The organism is Azospirillum sp. TSH20 (assembly GCF_003115935.1).
Classification (GTDB): domain Bacteria; phylum Pseudomonadota; class Alphaproteobacteria; order Azospirillales; family Azospirillaceae; genus Azospirillum.
In genome coordinates this window covers 1-20,004 of the sequence record NZ_LGQU01000111.1, presented here as the reverse complement: position 1 = coordinate 20,004, position 20,004 = coordinate 1, and the positions used below count along the sequence as shown (strand labels likewise).

The following is a 20,004-nucleotide window of genomic DNA, read 5'->3' as shown; positions in this document are numbered from 1 at the left end:
TTCACCATCCAGAGCTTCCGCGGCCGGACCCGCAACGGCGGGGCGATCACCGCCAATGGCGTCATCCGTCCGGGTGCCGCCGCCGACCAGCAGTTGGACATCAGGCTGCAGGCCGACAATGCCCGGCTGCTGGAGATCGATCTGGTGACGGCGGAGATCGGGGCGAATCTGACCCTGACCGGCGGCTTCGCCAACGCCCGGCTGGCCGGGCCGGTGGATATCCGCCGCGCCGAAATCCAGGTTCCCGACCGCATGCCCGCCAATGTCGTCGATCTGAAGGTGACGGAGGTCGGCAAGGGCCGTCGCGCCCGCGGGACGACCCAGGTGTCCACCGCCGGCGGCACGCGCCGGGTGCCGGCTCCGCAGGAGGCGCCTCCGGCAGCTTCGCCCTTCGTGCTGGCGCTGGACATGACGGTGAATGCGCCGAATCAGATCTTCGTGCGCGGTCGCGGGCTGAATGCTGAGTTGGGCGGCAACCTGCGTGTGGGCGGCACCGCCGCCGCGCCGGAGGTGACCGGCCGCTTCACCATCCTGAAAGGCAGCCTGGACCTGCTGGCCAAGAACTTCGAGTTCAAGCGCGGCATCTTCGATTTCGACGGCACACAGCCGATCGACCCCCGGCTGGATCTGCTGGCCGAGGCGACGGCCAACGGCATCACCGCCGACGTCGTGGTCAGCGGCACCGCCCGCCAGCCGAAGATCGAGCTGACCTCTCCGCAGGGACTTCCGCAGGACGAGGTGCTGGCCGGCGTGCTGTTCGGCAAGTCGGTCGGCGACCTGAGCGCCGCGGAAGCGGTTCAGCTGGCCCAGTCGGCGGCGTCGCTGGCGGGGATCGGCGGCGGTGGCGGCGGCATCCTGGACAAGGTGCGCCGCGGCCTGGGCGTCGACCGGCTGGACTTCACCCAGGGCGAGAACGGCAAGGGCGGCGCCGTTCAGGCCGGCCGCTACGTCAGCGACCGCGTCTATGTCGGCGTCGAACAGGGCATCGGCGCCAACCAGAGCCGGGCCAAGGTCGAGATCGACATCACCAAGAACCTGAAGGGCACCGCCGCGGTCGGAGCCAATTCGGAGACCAAGTTCGGGGTGATCTACGAGAAGGATTATTGAGAGGGGCTGTCGGCTGACGACGCCCCCACCTGACCTCAACGTCCCACGACGATCCGCGCGTGCGATGGCACCGGCACGATGCCGTCCACCGCCTGGGCATCGAACCGCCTGGCGATGTCCTGCTCCAGCGCCTTGCGCCGTTCCGCGCTCAATCGGCCCAGCCGGTGGCCGAAGCTCATGTCCAGCGCGGCGCGCCAGAAGGGCTGGCCGGCGGGGGCCTTGCGCACCGGGGTCAACTCGGTCTCCGAGGTTTCGGCAAAGCCGGCGGCCCGCATCACTTCGGACAGCAATCCCGGCTTGGCGAAACGGAACAGCGGGTCGAGGCTGCCGTCCTCGCCGAGATGGTCTGCGACCACGTCGCCGATCTCCGCGAACAGCCCGTTGCCGGCCCGCGGTCCCCACACCATGAAGGCCGCCTTGCCGCCGGGGCGCAGGACGCGCCGCACCTCGCGCAGGGCGGAGTCCACGTCCGGCACGAACATGATGCCGAACCGGCAGGTCACCCCGTCGAAGGCGGCGTCGGCGAAGGGCAGGGCGGTCATGTCGGCGGCGGTGAAGGCGGGCGCCGGTCCCTTGACGCTGCGGGCACGGCGGACTGCGCCCGCCATCATGCCGGGGACGAGATCGCTGCCCACCACCAGCCCGTCCGGTCCGGCCCGGCGCGCGGCGCTCAGCGCCGGCTCGCCCGCGCCCGATGCGAGGTCGAGCAGCCGGTGACCCTCCGTCAGACCGGCGGCATCCAGAAGCGGGCGGTTCAGCTTGTCGGCCAGATCGGCCATCGGATCGGCCCAGCGGTCCCAGGCGTCGGCGCTGGCGGCCCAGCGGTCACGCTCTCTGACGGCATCGGGATGGCCAGCATCGGGAGCGGGGGTGTCGGGTAAGGTGGTCGCGGTCAATGGAGAAGCCTCGCCGTGCCGGCCACGCGCTGGACCGTGTCGGCGTCGTTCAGCCGTTCGCCCAGCGCCGACAACTCGTCGGACAGCTTGCGGTTGGCGTCGGTCAGTTGCTGGATGCGGGTCTGCGCCGCCTGCTGCTGCTGGGACAGGGTCGCCACCGTCTCCGTCAGCTTGCGGATTTGCTGGGACTGGCGGGCCGCGGCCTCGTTCAGGCTGCGGCGGATCGATCCGACGGCCACCAGCACGACGGTGCTGACGGTCACGCCGGCCATGATGGCGACGATGCTGATCCCGGTGAACCAGTCCATGGGCCGGAAGCTTCGGCCCATTTCACCGTTCGGTCAAGCAGCCTGACAGTTTGCCAACACAACGGACCCGGCGCCATGGTCGGCGCCGGGTCCGCAAAACTTAAAAATCAGCGGGTGTCGTCAGCCGACGGACCCGCTGACCGGACGCTCCGCCTTCATGCGCAGTTCCTTCAGGTGATCGCCGAAGGCGCGCAGGACCGGCATGATGCGCTGGGTCTGGTCGGTGGTGACGTGGGCGTCCGTCTTCAGCACGATGGTCGGCGCCTCGCTCATCAGGCGCTTGGCGCGCATCGGGCCGACCTTGTCGTCGAGGAACATGGCCATGCCCATCAGGATGCCCAGCGTGACGTCGTCCGGAGCCTTGGGCAGGGCCAGGACTTCATGAAGCTCGTTCAGCAGCGTGTAGGCGACGATGGAGGTGCGTTCGATGGTGTCGACGTCGGCGGCCATGGGCATCGGGCAGGTCCTCGGGAAACGTTCGGATGAAACGTTGCAGGTGAGACGCTGGCGGGTGACGCGGGATGGCGTCCCCATGGGCGCCAGCGCTTGCGAAATCCGTCGTGCCCCGAGGGTAATCGTCATTTTATAACCAAAGTGTTAACCAAGCCACTCCCGAGTCGTTCGAGTCGCATTTTTCCGAGTCGCAATCTCACGTTCTCAGCGTTTTCCGCCGCTGCGCGTTCTGGTCGAAAGCGACAGTTCGGCGACTTCCTCTCGCGCGCTGCTGACGAGGCCGGCCGACTGGACGACGCCACGGTTGAAGGGGTGAAAGGTCTGCGCGTAGATGCTGCGGATTTTCGTCACGTAATCCTTCGTCTCCCGGTAGGGCGGGATGCCCTTGTACTGCAGGACCGCCCCCTCGCCGGCATTGTAGCCCGCCAGCGCATAGGCGACGTTGCCGTCGAAATAGGCCAGCAGCCAGCGCAGATACTTCATGCCGCCGCGCAGATTCTGTTCGGCGTTGAAGGGGTCGGAGACGCCGAAGCGTTCGGCGGTTTCCGGGATCAGCTGCATCAGACCCTGGGCGTTCTTGTTCGACACGACGTCGACGCGGTAGCCGGACTCGACCGCGATGACCGCCAGCACCAGATCGGGATCGAGGCCGTAGGTCGGCGCCATCTTCTGCACCATGGCGCGGATTTCGGCCGGCGGCTTGCGGATGATGCCCCAGCGCAGGTTGGGCGGCTCGCAACGGTCGGGCGTCTTCACCTTGGCGCTGACAGTGCCGACCAGCCGCTCCGCCTGTTCGTTTCCGAGGGACGCGGCCTTGCGCAGCCAGGCACGGCCGAGATCGGCGTCCTTGGATACGCCGCCCGCCCCGGCCATATGCATCCGGCCGGCCATCAACGCCGCGTCGGCAAAGTCCTGACGGGCTGCACGGCAATAAAGGGATAAGGCGAGCCGGGAGTCGGCCTTCACCCCGTCGGCGCGGTCGTAATGCTGCGCCAGTTCGTATTGGGCGCGGGCGCTGCCCTTGCTGGCCAGGGCCTCCAGCGCGGCGACGGTCTTTTCGGCGATGCCGGCATTCGCGGGCGCTGCCGCCAGCAGGGCAGGCAGGAGAACTGCCGCAGACAGCGCAGCCATTCGTGCCGGGCGGGTTCCACGCCTGCCGATGCGCCGTGAGGTTGCGGAAATACGCGACGCGGACGGTGTACCGCAAAGGTTCGTGTGGCCTTCCACAGGACCCCCCTGTATGATTTTCTTCAAGCTTTCGGAGACCACCGAAAGGTCGAAAGCAGAACTCTCGGGGAGGACGCCGCTGTATCCGTCTGGCCGGGTGCCAGGCGTGACGGCGTAAGCCGAAACGGAAGGCCGGCTGCCGGAAAATACATCGCCGTAAGTGCTTGATGTGGCGCTGCCAATAAAAAATGCATAGACCGATCGACGAATGTCGGTCGGTCTTTTTCTTTTCACGTTGGTCATGCGTCCTCCAATCGAGTTGGAGAAATAACGAAAGACCAGATGTTGCGCCAATGCCCGAACGGTGATTGGTGTGGGATACACGGGGTACTCTAGGGGTTAACCGGCCCTATTGTATGACCCATTAGCCTTTTTCCCAACTGGCAGCTCGTTTGTGCGCTCATTACGTACGGATCGGGCCAGATAATCGGCTGCAAATTCGATGGCCCCGGACGATGGAGATTTTCCTCTTGGAGATTTCCGCGTCCGGGGCCTTCGCGCCGGAGGCCCCGGCATTGTCGCCCGCAGTCGAGAAAGCGGTCGGCGTCGCCGCGGCGAACGGCATTGAAGGAGGCATCGTTTCACCGATGGCGAACCACGTCGCGACAACCTTGAGCCAGCGACTGCGCGGCCCGGCCCTGGCCGATCCGATGCCGTTCGGCGCCGAGGCCGTTGGCCGGACCCGTTCGGACGGCCTGCCGACGTACACAGACCAGGAAAACGCCGATGCCGGGATGGAGACCCATTTGACTGCCCATGCGGAGGCCCATACGGAGGCCAAGCGGGCCGAAGCCGGCACCGAGGCCGGCGAAGCCGATACGGTCGTGGCCGATGCCGGCATCGTGGCCGTTCAGGGGGATGCCCAGGACGAGTTCCGCCCCGACCCCAACGCACCGCCCGATCCGGCGGTGATCCGCCAGATCGAGGAGGAAATCCCACGGCTGCGCCGGTTCGCCCGCGCCATGGTTCGGGATGCGACGCTGGCCGACGATCTGGTTCAGGAATGCCTTGAACGGGCGCTGTCGCGCCTGCATCTGTGGCGGCCCGGCACCAATCTCCGCGCCTGGCTGTTCACCATCCTGCGCAACCTTCACATCAACGGCGTACGCCGCCGCCAGCCGGTGGTCGACATCGACGCCGAGGCGCAGGCCGCGATCGGAGCCGCCCCCGGCTCGCAGTTCGTGCGGATGGAACTGCGTGACCTGCGCCGGGCGCTGGCCCTGCTCCCCAACGAACAGCGCGAGGTCGTTCTGCTGATCGGTCTGGAGGGCATTTCCTACAACGAGGCGGCCGACATCCTCGGCATCTCCATCGGAACCGTGAAATCGCGCCTGTCGCGCGGTCGTCGCGCCCTGCGACTGCTGATGGAGGGCGAGAGCCCATCGGACGACGCGGACGCCTGAACACGGACGCTTGAGCGGGCGGGCATTGAGGACAGGATGGATTTCGCGGGGTACCCGGTTGCCGGGTGCCCCGTTTTCATATGCCCGCCTCTTTCATCCGTAATGACGGAAAAAAGAACGGCGGCGCCCGCTTGGGACGCCGCCGGAGGCGGGGACAATCGAAGCGCCGCCTGGGCTCGCCGGCCCTGACGTCACCTCAGGAGGAGAGAGTGTTGCAGCGTCAGGAGATACCGCGATCAACCGGGCGGTCCGCCGTTGGTTCCGTCCTGCCGGAAAAGCGGATCGCCCGGTTGGGCGGATTGGACCATCGGCCGGCCTACCGTCGCCGGACCAGACCCATGATCAGGCTGATGGCGAACAGGATCAGGAACAGGAAGAACAGGATCTGCGCGACGCCGGAGCTGGCCGACGCGATCCCACCGAACCCGAGCGCGCCGGCGATCAGCGCGATGACGAAGAAAACGAGAGCCCAATAGAGCATCATACCCTCCCTCGTTCGGCCGAATAGTCGCCAAGGACTGCCGGCGTCACGCATGAGACAAGTCGTGGCAGCACCCGCCGTCCCGTCGGCTTTGTCACATGGCCTTTGCTTGTAAGGCAAGTCGGGCCAAGGTGACGGTAAGCACAGCCGGTGCGGCGGCATTCGAAGACCAGAACACTGTCGTCGGTCCAATGTTCCCGCTTCCTGATTGGCCGGGGTATCTGGGCGCCGCAAGGCTGGTGCGGACTGGCATTTATGCAACAATGGGGCTTCCGGCGCGTTTCCGGATCATCAGGCCCGGCAGTCGCCGGCCAATGGGGGACGACAACACGGGAGGATCCTATGAAGACCGGATTGATCCTGGCGGCGATGGCCGCTTCGCTCGCAATGGCGCCGGCGGCGATGGCGCAGCAGACTTACCTGCAAAAAAGCTATTCCGGCGCCTATTCCGGGAGCACCGGTGGCGATGTCTCCGGACTGACGGGTTCCGCCGGCGAATCCTCGTCCGATCTGGCCGGGCGCCGTGGTCGGGGGCAGAAGCCGATCGAACTGCAACAGACGACGCTGCTGAACCAGCTCAGCGCCGCCGGCTATGTGTCGGTGCGCGATTTCCGCAAGGAGGGTGACCGTTACGTCGCCAATGCCATGACCCCGCAAGGGGAGTGGACGACCGTGGTCCTCGACCCGCGCAATCCTTCGACGACGCGCGCGCCGACCCCGGCAACCAAGCCGGCCCGCTGACGTCAGTCCAGCAGATGCGACCATGTGCCGGTGAGGCGGCCGACGCCTCCCGGCACGCGGAGATCGTAGAGCGGCAGCGGTTGCTGCAGGCGCTGCCCGGCGTCGCGTCCCAGCGTGCGGACCGCCGTTTCCACCGTGCCGCCGACCGGCAGCCATCCTGACGCGGCGATCGGCACCACCAGCGCCATCCCCCAGTCCATCCGCCCGCCGAAACGGCTCTGGGCGCCGTCCGGTCCCTCGGTCCAGGTGGCATGGGCGGTCAGGCCGATGCCGCCGTCGAAGCGGCGCATCACCTCCACCGTTCCACCCCAATCGCCACCGAGATAGCGCCCGAGCCGCAGCGCAGTGGTCGTGCCGGCACCGGGGGCTTCCCAATAGAAGCTGGCGTGGCCGGTGCCGCGGGCGTCGCCGTGGTCGATGGCGAGGACGCTCTCCGGCCGGCGCTTCCAGACCTGATTGAGGTCGAGGCCGAATGCCCATCGGGCAGCGAGCGGCTGGAACAGCGCCTCCGCACCGACGCCGGCATACATCTCCTCCAGATGACCGCCGGACAGCCGCGTCGTCAGCCCCTCCGCCGGCTTGGCAAGCCACGCCGCATAGGCATGGTCGAGCGCGAGCGGGCGGTCGGCATAGCGTGGCAGGTCGCTGCGCACCGGCTGCGCCGCCGGCACGGCGTTGGTGTCCAGCAGTTGCAGATCGCTCGCCGCATTGACGCGCAGTCCGGCACCCAGAACCAGCCCGCGCAGAGGCTCCGCCCGCAGCACCACGTCGGTGTGGGTGCGCTGGGCCACCGCGGTCCCCAACTCGGCCAGATCGAAGCTGGCGACGAGGCGGGTGGACAGGTCGAGCCGCGGGCGCCAGCCCGGTGGCGGGTCCGCCGTTGCGGCAAGTTGCGTCGTCCGCCAGATCTCCTCGGCACTGCCGCGGTGATCGGCGGCCCGTTCCAGGTCGCGGCGCAGCAGGGTAACGCTCGCCGTGTCCAGGCCGCCGGCGCCGGTGACGATGCGCAACCGCTCGACCTGCGGCGGGGCGAGATCGGCCAGCAGGCGGGCGGCATCGCCGACCTCGCGCGCCAGCGGCATCCGACCGCTCCCGGCCGGATCGAGCCACAGGGTCGCGACCTCTCCCTCGATTTGGGCGGCGCGGACCGGCAGGCCGCGGCTGCGCGCCACCAGGGCGATGGCATCGGCAGACAGGGCGGAGCCGGCGGACGGGCGGGGCCCGACGCCGGGGGGAGGGCGGTTGGGGCGGTCGGCATCCACCGCCGGGTCGAAGCGGACCGACAGCCGCAGCATCAGGCGTCTACCCTGCTCGTAGGCCGCGCCCAAATCGGCCCAGGACGCCGGGCGCCAGGACAGGCCCAGGCTGTAGCGGCTGCCGGGATCGAAGCCCGGCTCGTCCTGCCGTTGGGCACGGAAGCGGTCGCCGGAGGATTCGAGCTTCAGGCTCAGCCCATCGACCGGCGTGTGCCACTCTACGCCGCCGAACAGGGCCACCCGCTCGCCGCTGAACCACGCCTTGGGGCCTCGGGTTGTTGGCCATGCCGACGGGTCGCGGTCGCGGCGGAAACGGCCGCCCAGGAAACGCAGCGGGTTGCGCAGGTGCCCGGCCTCTCCCAACGTTCCCCATCCCATGCCGAGCATCAGGTCCAAGTCCCACCACCGCCGCGACAGGGCGATGTATTCGCCGGCGAAGCGGCCCTTGCCAGGAAGATCCAGCCCCGACCCGGTGACGTCGCGCCCGCCGATCACCAGGGCCGGCCCGCGCTCATCCTCCCTCCGCAACCGGAGTTTCAGATCGAGGCCGGGTTCGGTGAGGCCGTAATAGCCGGGATAGGCGCTGTTGCGCGCGGTGACCTCCAGCCAGGGCATCGGCTGGGCGGATATGGTGTAGTGGCGGTGCAGGTCGCCAAGCGCGGTCAACCCGCCGCTCATCGAACCGTCTGGCGCCATGCGGGCATTCGGCATCTGCAACAGCCCGATCCCGCCCCAGTCGGACAGGCTGTATTGCACCTCATCAGCCAGGGCGGGGGCCAGGACCACGGGTGCCGCAAGAAGAACAATAAAGGCAGTGAGGCGCACGCGCTGATCGCGAAGGTTCGGAGATACGATCCGATCCTTCGCGAGTCATGCGTATGAATGCAACTGAAAAGACGCGGGAGGCCGTCGCCGTTACGGCGCCTCGACCACCTCGAAGTCATGGGTGATGGTGGCGGTCTGGCCCAGCATGATCGAGGCGGAGCAATATTTCTCCGCCGACAGGGCGATGGCGCGCTCCACCTTGGCGGGATCCAGCTTGCGGCCGGTCACGGTGAAATGGACGTGGATCTTGGTGAAGACCTTCGGATCGGTGTCCGCCCGCTCGGCCTCGATGGCGGCGACGCAGTCGGTGATCTGCTGGCGGCCCTTTTCCAGGATCATCACCACGTCGAAGCAGGTGCAACCGCCCATGCCGATCAGCAGCATTTCCATCGGGCGGATGCCGGCATTGCGGCCGCCGGATTCCGGGGCGCCGTCCATCACCACGGCATGGCCGCTGCCGGATTCGCCGACGAACATCTTGCCGTCCACCCAAGTGACGCGCGCCTTCATGACCATTTCCTTCGTTCACTGTTGATCGTGAGTGTCCGCGCGAAGCTAGGCGCGGCGGCGGGGCGGCGCAAGGGGGCGCAGCGCTTCCATCACCGGGCTTGTCCGGCGGCGCCCGCTCGCCCAAAGTCGACGGTGCAGCGACGCATATTGCGATGACGAGGCCCTTCACCATGCCGCACGACCATTCCCATGGCGGCTCTTCCGAAGTGGGTCACAGCCATGCCAGGCACGACCACGGCGACCGTCACCATCACGGGCCGGCGCGCTACGACCGGTCCTTCGCGCTGGGGGCATTGCTGAACATCGGCTTCGTGGTCGTGGAGGCGGTCTATGGGCTGCTCGCCAATTCCACGGCGCTGCTGGCTGATGCCGGGCATAATCTCAGCGACGTGATGGGGTTGCTGCTGGCTTGGGGAGCGGTCTGGCTGGGCCGGCGGATTCCGCAGGGGCGCTACACCTACGGCTTCGGCAATGCGTCGATCCTGGCGTCGCTGCTGAACGCGATGATCCTGCTGATCGCCGTCGGCGCCATCCTGCTGGAGGCGGCCAACCGTATCGCCGATCCGGAGCCGGTGGGGGAAACCACGGTGATGGTGGTGGCGGTGATCGGCATCGTCATCAACGCCTGGACCGCGTGGCTGTTCATGGGCGGACAGAAGCAGGACATCAACCTGCGCGGCGCCTATCTTCACATGGCGGCCGATGCGGCGGTGTCCCTGGGCGTCGTGCTGGCAGCGCTGGCGATCCGCTTCACCGGCTGGCTGTGGCTGGACCCGGTGACCAGCATCGTCATTGCCGTGGTCATCATCGCCGGCACCTGGGGTCTGCTGCGCGATTCGGTGCGGCTGGCGATGGACGCCGTGCCCGACGGCATCGACCGGGCAGGGGTCGAGCGCTATCTGGCCGGGCTGCCCGGCGTCGTCGCCGTGCACGACCTGCACATCTGGCCGATCAGCACGACGGAAACCGCCCTGACTGCCCATCTCGTCCGCCCCGGCATGGGGCAGGACGACGCCCTTCTGCTGGAGATCTCGACGGTGCTGAAGGAGCGCTTCGGCATCGGCCATGCCACCATCCAGGTGGAGCATGACGGCAGTTGCTGCCGCCTTGCCCCAGCGGAGGTGGTCTGAGCCCTTAGACCTGCTCGCGGGCGAGGCGGCGGGCGTTGGCGCGCACCTTGCGGTAGGCGGGGTTCATGCTGGCAGCCGCCAGCGCCGCCGTCGCCTCGATCAGGCGCAGGTTGGCGTGGATGCCGGCATCGACCGCGTCGGCCAGCAGGCGCTGCTGCACGTCGACGATCTCCACCGGGTTCTTGCAGGTGGCAAGTCCGCCGATGGTGGCCGCCGCCGCCTGCGTCTGCTTGGTGATCATGGTGATCCAGGCCTGCCCGAACTCGCCGATGCCGGTGGCCACCGCATGAAAGGCTTCGACGGCCGCCTCCACCTTCTCCGACCCCATGCGGATGAATTCCGGGTTGGCGAAGTCGATGGGATTCGACAGCGCCGCCGTCATCATCGCGGTGCGATAGCCGATGGTCTGCGCCGCCGCGACGCCCATTTCGCTGCTGCGAAGGCCGGTCTTGGTAAGCTGGCCCGCCACCGCCAGAAGCCTGTCGGTGGGATGGCCGTTGCCGGCGTTCTGTGATGACATGGGCGTCGCCCCTCTCAAAAAATCGTTGTCGGAACCTGGCTGCAGCATCAACGCTGCACTGCAGCATAGGTTCCGGGACGATCTTTACGCCTCGGCGAGCGCGCGGTCGAGATCTTCGATGATGTCCTGAGGATCCTCAAGACCAACGGACAGGCGCAGCAGGCCGGGTTCGATCCGCGCCGCGACCTTTTCCTCGTCCGTCAGCTTGGAATGGGTGGTGGTGGCGGGGTGGGTGATGAGGCTCTTCGAATCGCCGAGATTGTTGGAGATCATCACCATGCGCAGGCCGTTCAGCGTGTTGAACGCCTCGGTCTTGCCGCCCTTCAGGAAGACCGACAGCATGTTGCCGCCGCCGGTCATCTGCTTGCGCACCAGATCATATTGCGGATGGCTGGGCAGCAGCGGGTACAGCACCTGGGCGACCTTCGGGTGGCTTTCCAGGAACTCGGCGACCTGCAGCCCGGCCGCCGACTGGGCCTGCACGCGCAGTTCCAGCGTCTCCATGCCCTTCAGCAGCAGCCAGGAATTGAAGGGGGAGATGGTCGGGCCGGTGTTGCGCAGGAAGGGATGGATAACCTCGGAGGCGTATTTCTTGTCCTTTGCCAGGATGACGCCGCCCAGGCAGCGGCCCTGACCATCGATGTGCTTGGTCGCCGAATAGATGATGACGTCGGCGCCGAAGTCGAACGGGCGCTGCAGGACGGGCGTCGCGAAGGCGTTGTCGACGACGACCACGGCACCCGCCTTGTGGGCGAGGTCGCAGACCGCCTGAAGATCGACGACCTCCAACCCGGGGTTCGACGGGGTTTCGAGGAAGACCGCCTTGGTCGGCTTGGACAGCGCCTCTTCCCACTCCGTCAGGTTGGTGCCGTCGACGAACACCGTCTCGATGCCGTAGCGGCCACACAGTTCCTTCAGGATCCAATAGCAGGAGATGAAGAGCGCCCGCGGCGCCACCACCCGGTCGCCGGCGCGCAGGCCGCTCATCAGCGCGCCATGCACCGCCGCCATGCCGCTGGCTGTGGCATAGGCCCATTCGGCGCCCTCATATTCGGCCAGCCGGTCCTCGAACATCGCCGAGGTCGGGTTGCGGAAGCGCGAGTAGACATGGCGCGTGCCGTCGTTGGCGAAGGCGTTCTCCGCCTCCTCGGCCGAGCCGTAAACGAAGCCGGAGGTCTGGTACAGCGCCTCGCAGGTCTCGTCGAACTGCGAGCGGCGGATGCCGCCATGGACCAGCTTGGACCGCGGGCGCAGCCCCGCGACATTCGGATTGCGATGATCGGTGCGCGACATTCCGCAACTCTCCCCTGAATGACGCCGGTGGGGCGAGGCCGGCCGCAAACAGAAAACGCCCCGACCGATCGGGTCGAGGCGCGGACGCGGCTCGGACCTTTTTAGCGGGTTGTTTTACGTGGCCCGCAAGCCGGTCGACCAAATCACCACGTGGGTTCGCTTGTACGACTGCGTATGACCGCCGTCAAGGGGGGTAGCGCCGCCATCCCTTTTTCCGAAATGCGTCCGGTCCGCCGATCCGAAATCGCGGTCGATATTCAGCAAGATGTGTCAGGACGGCTGCCGGACCCCCGGCTTATGGTTCCCTCCATCAACCGTGTAGGCCGGATCGACGATGAGCAGGCAAGAGTATGACGAGAGATTTTCCCGGCTGTTCGACTACATCGATCAGAATCTGGAAGGCGACCTGTCGCTCGACAGGCTGAGCGATGTCGCCTGTCTCTCGAAGTTCCACTTTCATCGTCTTTTCTCTGCTCATTTCGATGTCAGCGTCGGGAAATACATCCAGCTGGCACGGTTGAAGCGGGCGTCGTTCCGGCTGGCCTTCTATCCGGCCGACAAGGTCATCGACATCGCTTTGGACGCCGGTTTCGAAACGCCGGAATCCTTCTCCCGCGCCTTCAAGACTGCGTTCGGCCAAACCCCGTCGGAGTTCAGGAAAACTCCGGAATGGCGGCAGTGGCACGACCGCTATCGTCACATCAAAAGAAGAAGGATCAGGACCATGGATGTCTCCATCGTCGAAGTCGCGCCTGTCCAGGTGGCGGCCTACTGTCATCGAGGACCGATCGAAGGCGTGAATGACTCCGTTCGCATCTTCATCGACTGGCGCAAGGCCAGCGGGCTGTCACCGCGGGAACGGTGCCGGACCTTCGGCGTCGCCTTCGACAACCCGGAAACCACCGAACCGGCCGATTTCCGGTTCGACATCTGCGGGGAGATCGACGGCGAGGTGCCGGACAATCCCCAAGGGGTGGTGAAGAAGCTCATTCCCGGCGGTCGATGCGCCGTGGTCAGGCACCGGGGAGCGCACGAGCAGATCGGGGAGGTCGTGCGGTTTCTCTATGGCCGATGGCTTCCGGAAAGCGGCGAAGAGCTTCGCGATTTCCCGGTGTACTTCCACTATCTGAACTTCATTGGCGAGACGCCGGAGCATGATCTGCTGACCGACGTCTATTTGCCGATCAAGTAAGGCACGGCACGGAAGTGGCGCCGCTTCCGTTGTCCGCCGGTTCAGCCGACCTGCTCTTTGCTTGGTTGCGGCTTTTTCGACAGCATCCCCTTCACGTCTCCCAGACTTGCCCCGCCCAGCAGCGTCGCCAGCGCTCCGAAGGCCGTGGCTCCGCCGGACACCAGCAAGGCGAGCGCCAGGAACCTCACCGCGGTGGAGGATGCGGCGAGCCAGGGTGCAAGCGCACGCTCGCCCACCAGAAGGGCCACCCCCATGCCGGCCGCCGCCACGGCGATGCGCGGCGCGCGGCGTTTCAGCCGGTCATCCAGGTCGAACAGGCCGCGCCGGCGCATCGCCGCGACCAGCAGCCCGACATCCAGCCATGCCGTCAAACCGGTGGTGAGCGCGATTCCGACATGGCCCAGCCAGGGCATCAGCAGCAGCGCCAGCAGGGCGGTCGCCACCGTCACGACGACGGTGACCCGTACCGGCGTCACCGTGTCGTGGCGGGCAAAAAAGGCGGCGTTCAGCGACTTCACGATCACATAGGCTGGGATACCGACGGCATAGGCGGCGAGCGCCATCGCCGTGGCCTGCGCCTCCTCCGGACCGAAGGCGCCGCGCTGGAACAGGACGGAGACGATGGGCGCTCCCGCCACGCCCAGGGCGACCGCCGCCGGCAGGCCGAGCAGCAGGCTGAACTCCAGCGCGCGGCTCAGGTAATGGCGGACCAGCCGCTCGTCCCCGGCGGCGACATGACGGGCCAGAACCGGCAGAAGGGCGGTGCCGATGGCGATGCCGATGATGCCCAGCGGCATCTGGTTCAGCCGGTCGGCATAATAAAGGAAGGACACCGCGCCCGACGGCAGCAGCGAGGCCAGCACGATGTTCAGGAACAGGTTGATCTGCATGACGCCGGCCCCGATCGCGCCGGGCCCGATCAGCCGGAACAGCCGCCGCATTCCCTCCGTCATGCGCGGCGGACGCAGACGCAGGGCGACGCCCGCCTTGCCGCAGGCCCAGGCCATCCACGCGACCTGAACGGCTCCCGACAGCGTGACCGCCGCCGCCATGGCGGTGCCGGCCTCCAGCCCCAGCCGCGGGGCGATCAGCAGGGCGGCGACCAGAGTCAGGTTGAAGGCGATGGGAGCCGCGGCGAAGGGGCCGAAGCGGTCGAGCGCGTTCAGCACCCCGCCCAGCAGCGCCACCAGCGAGATCAGCGCCAGATAGGGAAAGGTCAGCCGCGCCATGTCCACCGCCAAGGCGAACTTGGCCGGCTCGTCCGAAAAGCCGGGGGCGAGACCGTGCATCAGCCAGGGCATGGCGACGATGGCGGCCAGCGTGAAGGGCAGCAGCATCGCCAGCAGCATCGCCAGCGCCTCTTCCGCGAAGCGGATGGCGGCGGCACGGCCGCGGGTCTGCAATTCGGCGGCGAAGAGCGGAACGAAGGCGACGCCGAAGGCGCCTTCCGCGAACAGCCGGCGGAACAGGTTGGGCAGCTTCAGCGCGACGAAGAAGGCGTCGGCGACCGGCCCGGCACCCAGCACGGCCGCCGTCAGGATGTCGCGTGCGAAGCCGGCCAGCCGGCTCAGCAGGGTCAGGCCGCCGACTGTGGCGATGGCGCGTGCGAAATTCATCGCGGCGGTATAGCCGGCCATGGAAGCGCGGCAAAGCCGGCTTTTCGGCGCAGTGGATGCGGTGCCGTTGGTGGTGGTGATGGCGCTGGTCTGCTTGGGTGGAGCAACTGTCCGCCGCTGCCACCTTGCCGGTAATGGCGTTGCGTCGGCATCTTCATTGCGGCATGCTTGCGTCCGCCTGCCTGCGTCCGCTTTCACACCGAAGGACGCGGCCGGCGGACGATCCACTGCGTTCGGGGTATACGTGAAGCGGGCGCTCTGGCTTTTTTCCGGTTTCGGCGGGCGGCTGGTCCTGCCCGCTCTGGCGGTTGCGCTGGCCATCGCCGCCCTGTGGTGGATTCTGCTCGACCGTCTGCATCGGGAAGAGCGGCTGCTCGACCAGACGGCCCATGAGAAGACCGCAGTCGTCGCCCGTCTGGTGGAGGAGCATGCGGTTTCCACCTTCCGCCGGGTCGACGACCTGCTGCTGGACCTGATCGCCAACACCGAGCGCAACCGCGCCATGCGCCTGGATTCCCGCCGCGCCTTCGAAGAGGGGCTGGTGGTGGGCGTCCGCGTCTATGACGCCTCGGGCCTGCTGACCATGGGCGGGGGACGGGCAACCTTCCAGGGGACCATCACCGACCGCGACGAGTTCCGCATCGCGCGTGACAGCGCACCGCGCGGGCTGGTGATCGGCATTCCCTATGCCTCGTCGGAAACGCATGACCTGATCATCCCGGTGTCGCGCCGGCTGGAGAACACCGACGGTACCTTTGCCGGGATCGCCGTCGCCGACATTCCGGTCGAATCCTTCGTCCGCTATTACCGCGTGCTCGGCCTGCCGCCGGACGGCGCGGCGGCGCTGCTGCGCTCCGACGGCATCATCGTCGCCCGCAGCGCCAGAATGAACGCGGCATCGAGCCGTGATTCAGCCAACAGCGAGCTTTGGCAGGCGATCAGGCAGCATCCCATCGGCCACATGCGGATGACCAGCCCGATCGACGGGGTGGAGCGGATCACCGCCTTCCGGTCGGCTCCCGATTATCCGGTGATCGCGGTCGTCGGCGAATCGGTTGAGACGGTGTTCGGTCCCTGGCGCGACAATGCCCGCCTATACATCGGCTGGGCGGTCGCCACCACCGTGGTGATCCTGCTGTTCGTCATCGCCTTCATCGTCGAACTGCAATGGCGCCGCCACACCGACCGGGCGTTGCGGGTGCGCAACCGGGCGCTGGCCTGGAGCAACGACGGCATCATGATCGCCGACGCCACCCAGCCCGGCATGCCCATCGTCTATGTCAATCCGGCGTTGGAACAACTGCTGGGCACGCCGGTCTCCGCCCTGATGGGCAGCGGCGCCCTGACGGCGCTGGAGCGGGCGACGAACGACCGGGCGGCCCTGCAGCCGCTGCGTGACGCCATCGTCGTCGGCCGGGACGCGCGGGTGGAACTGACCCGTCCCGGCCTCGTCGCGGACGGGGCGGACCCGCAGGGGCCGCGCTGCCTGGAGTTGAGCGCGTCGCCGGTGCGAGATCACGACAACCGTCTGGTCAGCCTGATCGCCACCGTCCGCGACATCTCCGAACACAAGCGGGCGCAGGCGGCGCTGACGGAAGCCCGGCGGGAGGCCGACCTTGCGAACGTCGCGAAGTCGAAATTCCTGGCGGCGGCCAGTCACGATCTTCGCCAGCCGGTGCAGTCGCTGATGCTGCTGATGGAGGTGCTGTCCACCCGCGTCAGCGACGGCATGACCCGCAATGTCCTGGGCACCATGGATCGGGCGCTGGGCGCCCTGAAGATGCTGCTGGACGGGCTGCTCGACGTCTCCCGGCTGGAAGCCGGGGCGGTGGTGCCGGAGGTGGAGGTGTTTCCGCTGCAGGAGGTGATGGACCGCGTGGCCGCCAACAGCCGCTCCGTCGCCGTCCAGAAGGGGCTAATCCTGCACATCGTGCCGTGCAGCGCCCATGTCCGCAGCGATCCGATGCTGTTGGGCCGCATCCTGCAGAATCTGGTGGAGAACGCGCTGCGCTACACCGATAAGGGGCGCATCCTGATCGGCTGCCGCCGTCGGGGCGGCATGCTGCGGATCGAGGTGTGGGACACCGGCATCGGCATCCCCGCCGACCAGCAGGAGGACATCTTCCAGGAGTTCATGCAGGTCGGCAATCCCAGCCGCAACCGCGACCGGGGCCTTGGGCTCGGTCTGGCGGTGGTGCGGCGGCTGTCGGCGATGCTCGACCATCAGGTCACGGTGCGGTCCACCCCCGGCGAGGGATCGGTCTTCACCGTGGAACTGCCGATCGCCGACGCGCCGTCGGCCAAGACCGTGCCTGCTCCGCTCGCGCCGCTGCCGGCCTTCGCCACCACGGTTCTGGTGATCGAGGATGACGGTATCGTGCGCGAAGGGATGCGCGCCATGCTGGAGGAGTGGGGTTATATCGTTCTGGCGGCCGAATCCTGCAGCGAGGCGCTCGACCTCGCCAATCGCGGTCCGGCTCCCGACCTGATCGTCGCCGATTACCGTCTGCGCGACGGCCGTACCGGGACCGAGGCGATCCGGGAGGTCCGGCTGGCGCTTGGCCGCATCCTGCCCGGCATTCTGGTCACCGGCGACACCGCTCCCGCCCGCGCGCAAGAGGCGGAGGCCGGCAATTTCCGCGTCATGCACAAGCCGGTGATCGCCTCCGACCTGCGGCGCGCAGTGGCCGAGGCGCTGGAACCGCTTCTGCGCGAACGCCAGACGGTCGCCTGAGACGGTGGCCTGATCCGGCGCTCGTGAGGGTCAGGGGATCAGGCTGTTCAGGTCGAAATCCTGCGCGAAGGCGATCATGGCGCCGCAGGCGCTGGCCGACCCGACCCGCATCACACCTTCGCCGACCACCGTCGGGAATTTGCTCTTCTGCAAAGCCTGCTGGGTCTTGACTGGATCGGCGGCGCGCAGCACGAAGCCGGCGAAGAAGGGCAGGGCGGCGGTGGCAAAGGCCGGGTCGGCCGTCCAGGCCCAATTCAGCCGGTCCGGCGTGGCGACCAGCACCGGGACCTGACCGTCGCCGCGCTGGGCAGGCTCCACCACGCGGGCTGAACCGCGGTCGGTGACGGTGCAGCCCAGCAGCTTGGCATAGGTCGCGGCGACCGCATCGGGATCGGCGGCGGCGATCACCAGTGCTTCCAGCCCGGTGGCGCCGTTGGCGTGCACCATCTGGTCGGAGCGCCAGACCAGATCGGGCGTGTGGTGTTGACACAGGAAGACGCGCCCGGCCGGGGTGGCGGCCGGGTCGATCTGGGTGATGGTGAAGTTGGCGTCGCGGCTGCCGCCGGGCAGTTCCACCGGGCGGCCGAAATCGACGGGTTCCGACACCGGGAAGCCGGCGGCGGTCAGCGGCCCGACGGCGGCGCGGGCGTCCGGCGTCTTCAGCGCGACGGCGGCGATGCCTTCGCGCTGGCGCAGGAAGGCGGCGTAATGGGCGTTGGCCGGCCGCTGTTCCTCGATACCCAGCAATTCCAGATAGGTGCCGGTCGGGAACAGAATGGTGTGGTTGGCCGACTTCAGCTGGGTGTGGTGGCCGCGCGGCGTCACGGTGAAGCCGAGCCGGGTATAGGCGTCGCGCGCCGCGTCCAGGTCGCGGGTGGCGATGACCAGATGGTCCAGTCCGGTGATGCCGTCGATGCTCATGGCGTCCTGCCGCTATCGGGTTGCTGTGCCGTCAGCGATAGAACAGCGGGCCCGCCGCGGCAAGCGCGAAGCGGCCGGGCCTCCCTCCCCGGAGAAGCCCGGCCTGATCGTCACAGCGCCTGCTGCAGCTCCGGCACGGCCTTGAACAGGTCCGCGACGAGGCCGTAATCGGCGACCTGGAAGATCGGCGCCTCCTCGTCCTTGTTGATCGCGACAATGACCTTGCTGTCCTTCATGCCGGCCAGATGCTGGATCGCACCCGAGATGCCGACGGCGATGTACAGCTCCGGCGCCACGATCTTGCCGGTCTGACCGACCTGATAATCGTTCGGCACGAACCCCGCGTCCACGGCGGCGCGCGACGCACCCACGGCTGCACCCAGCTTGTCGGCCAGAGCCTCCAGCATCGGGAAGTTGTCGCCCGACTGCATGCCACGCCCGCCGGAGATGACGATGCGGGCGGCGGTCAGCTCCGGGCGCTCCGACTTGGTCAGTTCGGCCGAGACGAAGCTGGACAGGGCGGGATCGGCCACGGCGGCGACGCTCTCGACCGGGGCGCTGTTGGTGGCGGCCGCGGCCTCGAAGGCGGTGGTGCGGACGGTGACGACCTTCACCGGGTCGGCCGACTGCACGGTGGCGATGGCGTTGCCTGCATAGACCGGCCGCTCGAACGTATCCGAAGAGACCACGGCGGTGATGTCGGAGATCATCGCAACGTCGAGCAAGGCGGCGACGCGCGGCAGCACGTTCTTGCCGACGGAGGTGGCGGCGGCGAGGACATGGCTGTAGCCGGGGGCGAGCGACACCAGCAGGGCCGCGACCGGCTCGGCCAGCGCGTGCTCGTAGGCGGCATCGTCGGCCAGCAGCACCTTGGTGACGCCGGCCAGCTTGGCGGCCTGCTCGGCGGCCGGGGCGGCGTTGCGGCCGGCGACGAGGAGGTGGATGTCGCCGCCGAGCTTGGCGGCGGCGGTCACCGCATGGGCGGTGGCGGGCTTGAGGCCGGCGTTGTCGTGGTCGGCGAGGATCAGGATGGGCATGGCGGATTCCTCTGTCGGGCGGGGGGTGGCGAGTGCGGACACTTGCCCCCACCCCGACCCTCCCCCGCTTCGCAGGGGAGGGGGAAAGTGCTGATGCGGGAGAGCGGCGGCAGTTCCCTCCCCCGCCCAGCGGGGGAGGGTTAGGGTGGGGGCACCGGAGCCGGCGCTCAGATCACCCGCGCATCGTTCTTCAGCTTGTCGACCAGCGTGGCGACGTCCGGCACCTTGATGCCGGCCTGACGCTTGGCCGGCTCGGCCACCTTCAGCGTGGTCAGGCGCGGCGTCACATCGACGCCGAGCGCGTCCGGCGTGACGGTCTCCAGCGGCTTCTTCTTCGCCTTCATGATGTTGGGC

18 protein-coding genes, 1 pseudogene and 1 riboswitch are annotated in these 20,004 nt (G+C 67.8%); of the genes and pseudogenes, 6 read left to right on the top strand and 13 right to left on the bottom strand.

What is annotated here, in order from left to right; translation table 11 throughout:
* Positions 1–1,107: translocation/assembly module TamB domain-containing protein (locus tag TSH20_RS27290; RefSeq protein WP_199232446.1), on the top strand; the 1,107-nt coding region annotated here is incomplete at its 5' end.
* A 35-nt stretch (positions 1,108–1,142) separates the two neighbouring features.
* Here TSH20_RS27290 and TSH20_RS27285 read toward each other — a convergent pair.
* The 4 genes from TSH20_RS27285 to TSH20_RS27270 all read right to left on the bottom strand — a co-directional run bounded on the left by TSH20_RS27285 (position 1,143) and on the right by TSH20_RS27270 (position 3,895).
* Complete coding sequence (locus TSH20_RS27285; protein ID WP_109157467.1) at positions 1,143–2,003, bottom strand: methyltransferase domain-containing protein; 861 nt, start codon at positions 2,001–2,003, stop codon at positions 1,143–1,145.
* The gene (locus TSH20_RS27280; RefSeq protein ID WP_109157472.1) at positions 2,000–2,311 is read right to left on the bottom strand and encodes a hypothetical protein; all 312 of its coding nucleotides are present in this window, start codon (positions 2,309–2,311) and stop codon (positions 2,000–2,002) included. The genes TSH20_RS27285 and TSH20_RS27280 overlap by 4 nt, the downstream gene beginning before the upstream one ends.
* 120 nt (positions 2,312–2,431) lie before the next feature.
* Positions 2,432–2,767: a hypothetical protein gene (locus TSH20_RS27275; RefSeq protein WP_109152017.1), complete on the bottom strand. Its 336-nt coding sequence runs from the start codon at positions 2,765–2,767 to the stop codon at positions 2,432–2,434.
* 201 nt (positions 2,768–2,968) lie between these two features.
* Entirely contained in the window at positions 2,969–3,895 is a 927-nt protein-coding gene (locus TSH20_RS27270; protein ID WP_247871660.1) for a transglycosylase SLT domain-containing protein, read from the bottom strand.
* A 683-nt stretch (positions 3,896–4,578) separates the two neighbouring features.
* Between TSH20_RS27270 and TSH20_RS35870 the strand changes: the two genes are divergently transcribed.
* Positions 4,579–5,394, top strand: coding sequence for a sigma-70 family RNA polymerase sigma factor (locus TSH20_RS35870; protein WP_247871659.1), 816 nt, complete (start codon positions 4,579–4,581; stop codon positions 5,392–5,394).
* 316 nt (positions 5,395–5,710) lie between these two features.
* Here the strand turns inward: TSH20_RS35870 and TSH20_RS27260 are convergent, their stop codons facing one another.
* Positions 5,711–5,875 carry a DUF1328 domain-containing protein gene (locus tag TSH20_RS27260; RefSeq protein ID WP_109157471.1) on the bottom strand — a complete coding sequence of 55 codons (165 nt, stop codon included), beginning with the start codon at positions 5,873–5,875 and terminating at the stop codon, positions 5,711–5,713.
* Between the two features lie 342 nt (positions 5,876–6,217).
* Between TSH20_RS27260 and TSH20_RS27255 the strand changes: the two genes are divergently transcribed.
* A complete protein-coding gene (locus TSH20_RS27255) occupies positions 6,218–6,616 on the top strand; it encodes a hypothetical protein (RefSeq protein ID WP_109157465.1) in 399 nt (132 codons plus the stop codon).
* 2 nt (positions 6,617–6,618) lie between these two features.
* Here the strand turns inward: TSH20_RS27255 and TSH20_RS27250 are convergent, their stop codons facing one another.
* Entirely contained in the window at positions 6,619–8,658 is a 2,040-nt protein-coding gene (locus TSH20_RS27250) for a YjbH domain-containing protein (protein ID WP_247871658.1), read from the bottom strand.
* Positions 8,659–8,787: 129 nt separating this feature from the next.
* Positions 8,788–9,207: an OsmC family protein gene (locus TSH20_RS27245; RefSeq protein ID WP_109109402.1), complete on the bottom strand. Its 420-nt coding sequence runs from the start codon at positions 9,205–9,207 to the stop codon at positions 8,788–8,790.
* Positions 9,208–9,359: 152 nt separating this feature from the next.
* Here TSH20_RS27245 and TSH20_RS27240 point away from each other — a divergent pair, with 152 nt between their 5' ends.
* Positions 9,360–10,337: a cation diffusion facilitator family transporter gene (locus tag TSH20_RS27240; protein WP_247871657.1), complete on the top strand. Its 978-nt coding sequence runs from the start codon at positions 9,360–9,362 to the stop codon at positions 10,335–10,337.
* Between the two features lie 4 nt (positions 10,338–10,341).
* Here TSH20_RS27240 and TSH20_RS27235 read toward each other — a convergent pair whose 3' ends face one another.
* Positions 10,342–10,857: a phasin family protein gene (locus TSH20_RS27235; protein ID WP_109157462.1), complete on the bottom strand. Its 516-nt coding sequence runs from the start codon at positions 10,855–10,857 to the stop codon at positions 10,342–10,344.
* An 84-nt stretch (positions 10,858–10,941) separates the two neighbouring features.
* A complete protein-coding gene (gene metZ, locus TSH20_RS27230) occupies positions 10,942–12,150 on the bottom strand; it encodes an O-succinylhomoserine sulfhydrylase (protein ID WP_109157461.1) in 1,209 nt (402 codons plus the stop codon).
* Positions 12,151–12,230: 80 nt separating this feature from the next.
* Positions 12,231–12,310, bottom strand: a riboswitch (SAM riboswitch).
* A 174-nt stretch (positions 12,311–12,484) separates the two neighbouring features.
* Between metZ and TSH20_RS27225 the strand changes: the two genes are divergently transcribed.
* The gene (locus TSH20_RS27225) at positions 12,485–13,342 is read left to right on the top strand and encodes an AraC family transcriptional regulator (RefSeq protein ID WP_109157460.1); all 858 of its coding nucleotides are present in this window, start codon (positions 12,485–12,487) and stop codon (positions 13,340–13,342) included.
* A gap of 41 nt (positions 13,343–13,383) precedes the next feature.
* On the opposite strand, the gene murJ is transcribed toward TSH20_RS27225, so the two are convergent.
* Positions 13,384–14,979 carry a murein biosynthesis integral membrane protein MurJ gene (gene murJ / locus TSH20_RS27220; RefSeq protein ID WP_348770457.1) on the bottom strand — a complete coding sequence of 532 codons (1,596 nt, stop codon included), beginning with the start codon at positions 14,977–14,979 and terminating at the stop codon, positions 13,384–13,386.
* Between the two features lie 223 nt (positions 14,980–15,202).
* Between murJ and TSH20_RS27215 the strand changes: the two genes are divergently transcribed.
* Positions 15,203–17,692 (top strand): ATP-binding protein, encoded by a 2,490-nt coding sequence (locus TSH20_RS27215; RefSeq protein WP_247871656.1) that lies wholly within the window; start codon positions 15,203–15,205, stop codon positions 17,690–17,692.
* Positions 17,693–17,722: 30 nt separating this feature from the next.
* Here the strand turns inward: TSH20_RS27215 and TSH20_RS27210 are convergent, their stop codons facing one another.
* From TSH20_RS27210 to TSH20_RS27200, 3 genes and pseudogenes are all read right to left on the bottom strand, one after another.
* The gene (locus TSH20_RS27210) at positions 17,723–18,613 is read right to left on the bottom strand and encodes a VOC family protein (RefSeq protein WP_109157459.1); all 891 of its coding nucleotides are present in this window, start codon (positions 18,611–18,613) and stop codon (positions 17,723–17,725) included.
* Positions 18,614–18,723: 110 nt separating this feature from the next.
* Positions 18,724–19,650 carry an FAD-binding protein gene (locus tag TSH20_RS27205; RefSeq protein ID WP_109157458.1) on the bottom strand — a complete coding sequence of 309 codons (927 nt, stop codon included), beginning with the start codon at positions 19,648–19,650 and terminating at the stop codon, positions 18,724–18,726.
* Between the two features lie 167 nt (positions 19,651–19,817).
* Positions 19,818–20,004, bottom strand: a pseudogene (locus TSH20_RS27200) (electron transfer flavoprotein subunit beta/FixA family protein); the annotation flags it as partial.

Excerpts from the sequence above, each read along its gene's own strand:
- murJ (WP_348770457.1), bottom strand. The coding sequence starts at position 14,979 with ATGGCCGGCTATACCGCCGCGATGAATTTCGCACGCGCCATCGCCACA.
- TSH20_RS27255 (WP_109157465.1), top strand. The coding sequence starts at position 6,218 with ATGAAGACCGGATTGATCCTGGCGGCGATGGCCGCTTCGCTCGCAATG.
- TSH20_RS27270 (WP_247871660.1), bottom strand. The coding sequence starts at position 3,895 with ATGGCTGCGCTGTCTGCGGCAGTTCTCCTGCCTGCCCTGCTGGCGGCA.
- TSH20_RS27225 (WP_109157460.1), top strand. The coding sequence starts at position 12,485 with ATGAGCAGGCAAGAGTATGACGAGAGATTTTCCCGGCTGTTCGACTAC.
- TSH20_RS27275 (WP_109152017.1), bottom strand. The coding sequence starts at position 2,767 with ATGCCCATGGCCGCCGACGTCGACACCATCGAACGCACCTCCATCGTC.
- TSH20_RS27245 (WP_109109402.1), bottom strand. The coding sequence starts at position 9,207 with ATGAAGGCGCGCGTCACTTGGGTGGACGGCAAGATGTTCGTCGGCGAA.
- TSH20_RS27240 (WP_247871657.1), top strand. The coding sequence starts at position 9,360 with ATGACGAGGCCCTTCACCATGCCGCACGACCATTCCCATGGCGGCTCT.
- metZ (WP_109157461.1), bottom strand. The coding sequence starts at position 12,150 with ATGTCGCGCACCGATCATCGCAATCCGAATGTCGCGGGGCTGCGCCCG.
- TSH20_RS27280 (WP_109157472.1), bottom strand. The coding sequence starts at position 2,311 with ATGGACTGGTTCACCGGGATCAGCATCGTCGCCATCATGGCCGGCGTG.
- TSH20_RS35870 (WP_247871659.1), top strand. The coding sequence starts at position 4,579 with ATGGCGAACCACGTCGCGACAACCTTGAGCCAGCGACTGCGCGGCCCG.
- TSH20_RS27210 (WP_109157459.1), bottom strand. The coding sequence starts at position 18,613 with ATGAGCATCGACGGCATCACCGGACTGGACCATCTGGTCATCGCCACC.
- TSH20_RS27235 (WP_109157462.1), bottom strand. The coding sequence starts at position 10,857 with ATGTCATCACAGAACGCCGGCAACGGCCATCCCACCGACAGGCTTCTG.
- TSH20_RS27260 (WP_109157471.1), bottom strand. The coding sequence starts at position 5,875 with ATGCTCTATTGGGCTCTCGTTTTCTTCGTCATCGCGCTGATCGCCGGC.
- TSH20_RS27205 (WP_109157458.1), bottom strand. The coding sequence starts at position 19,650 with ATGCCCATCCTGATCCTCGCCGACCACGACAACGCCGGCCTCAAGCCC.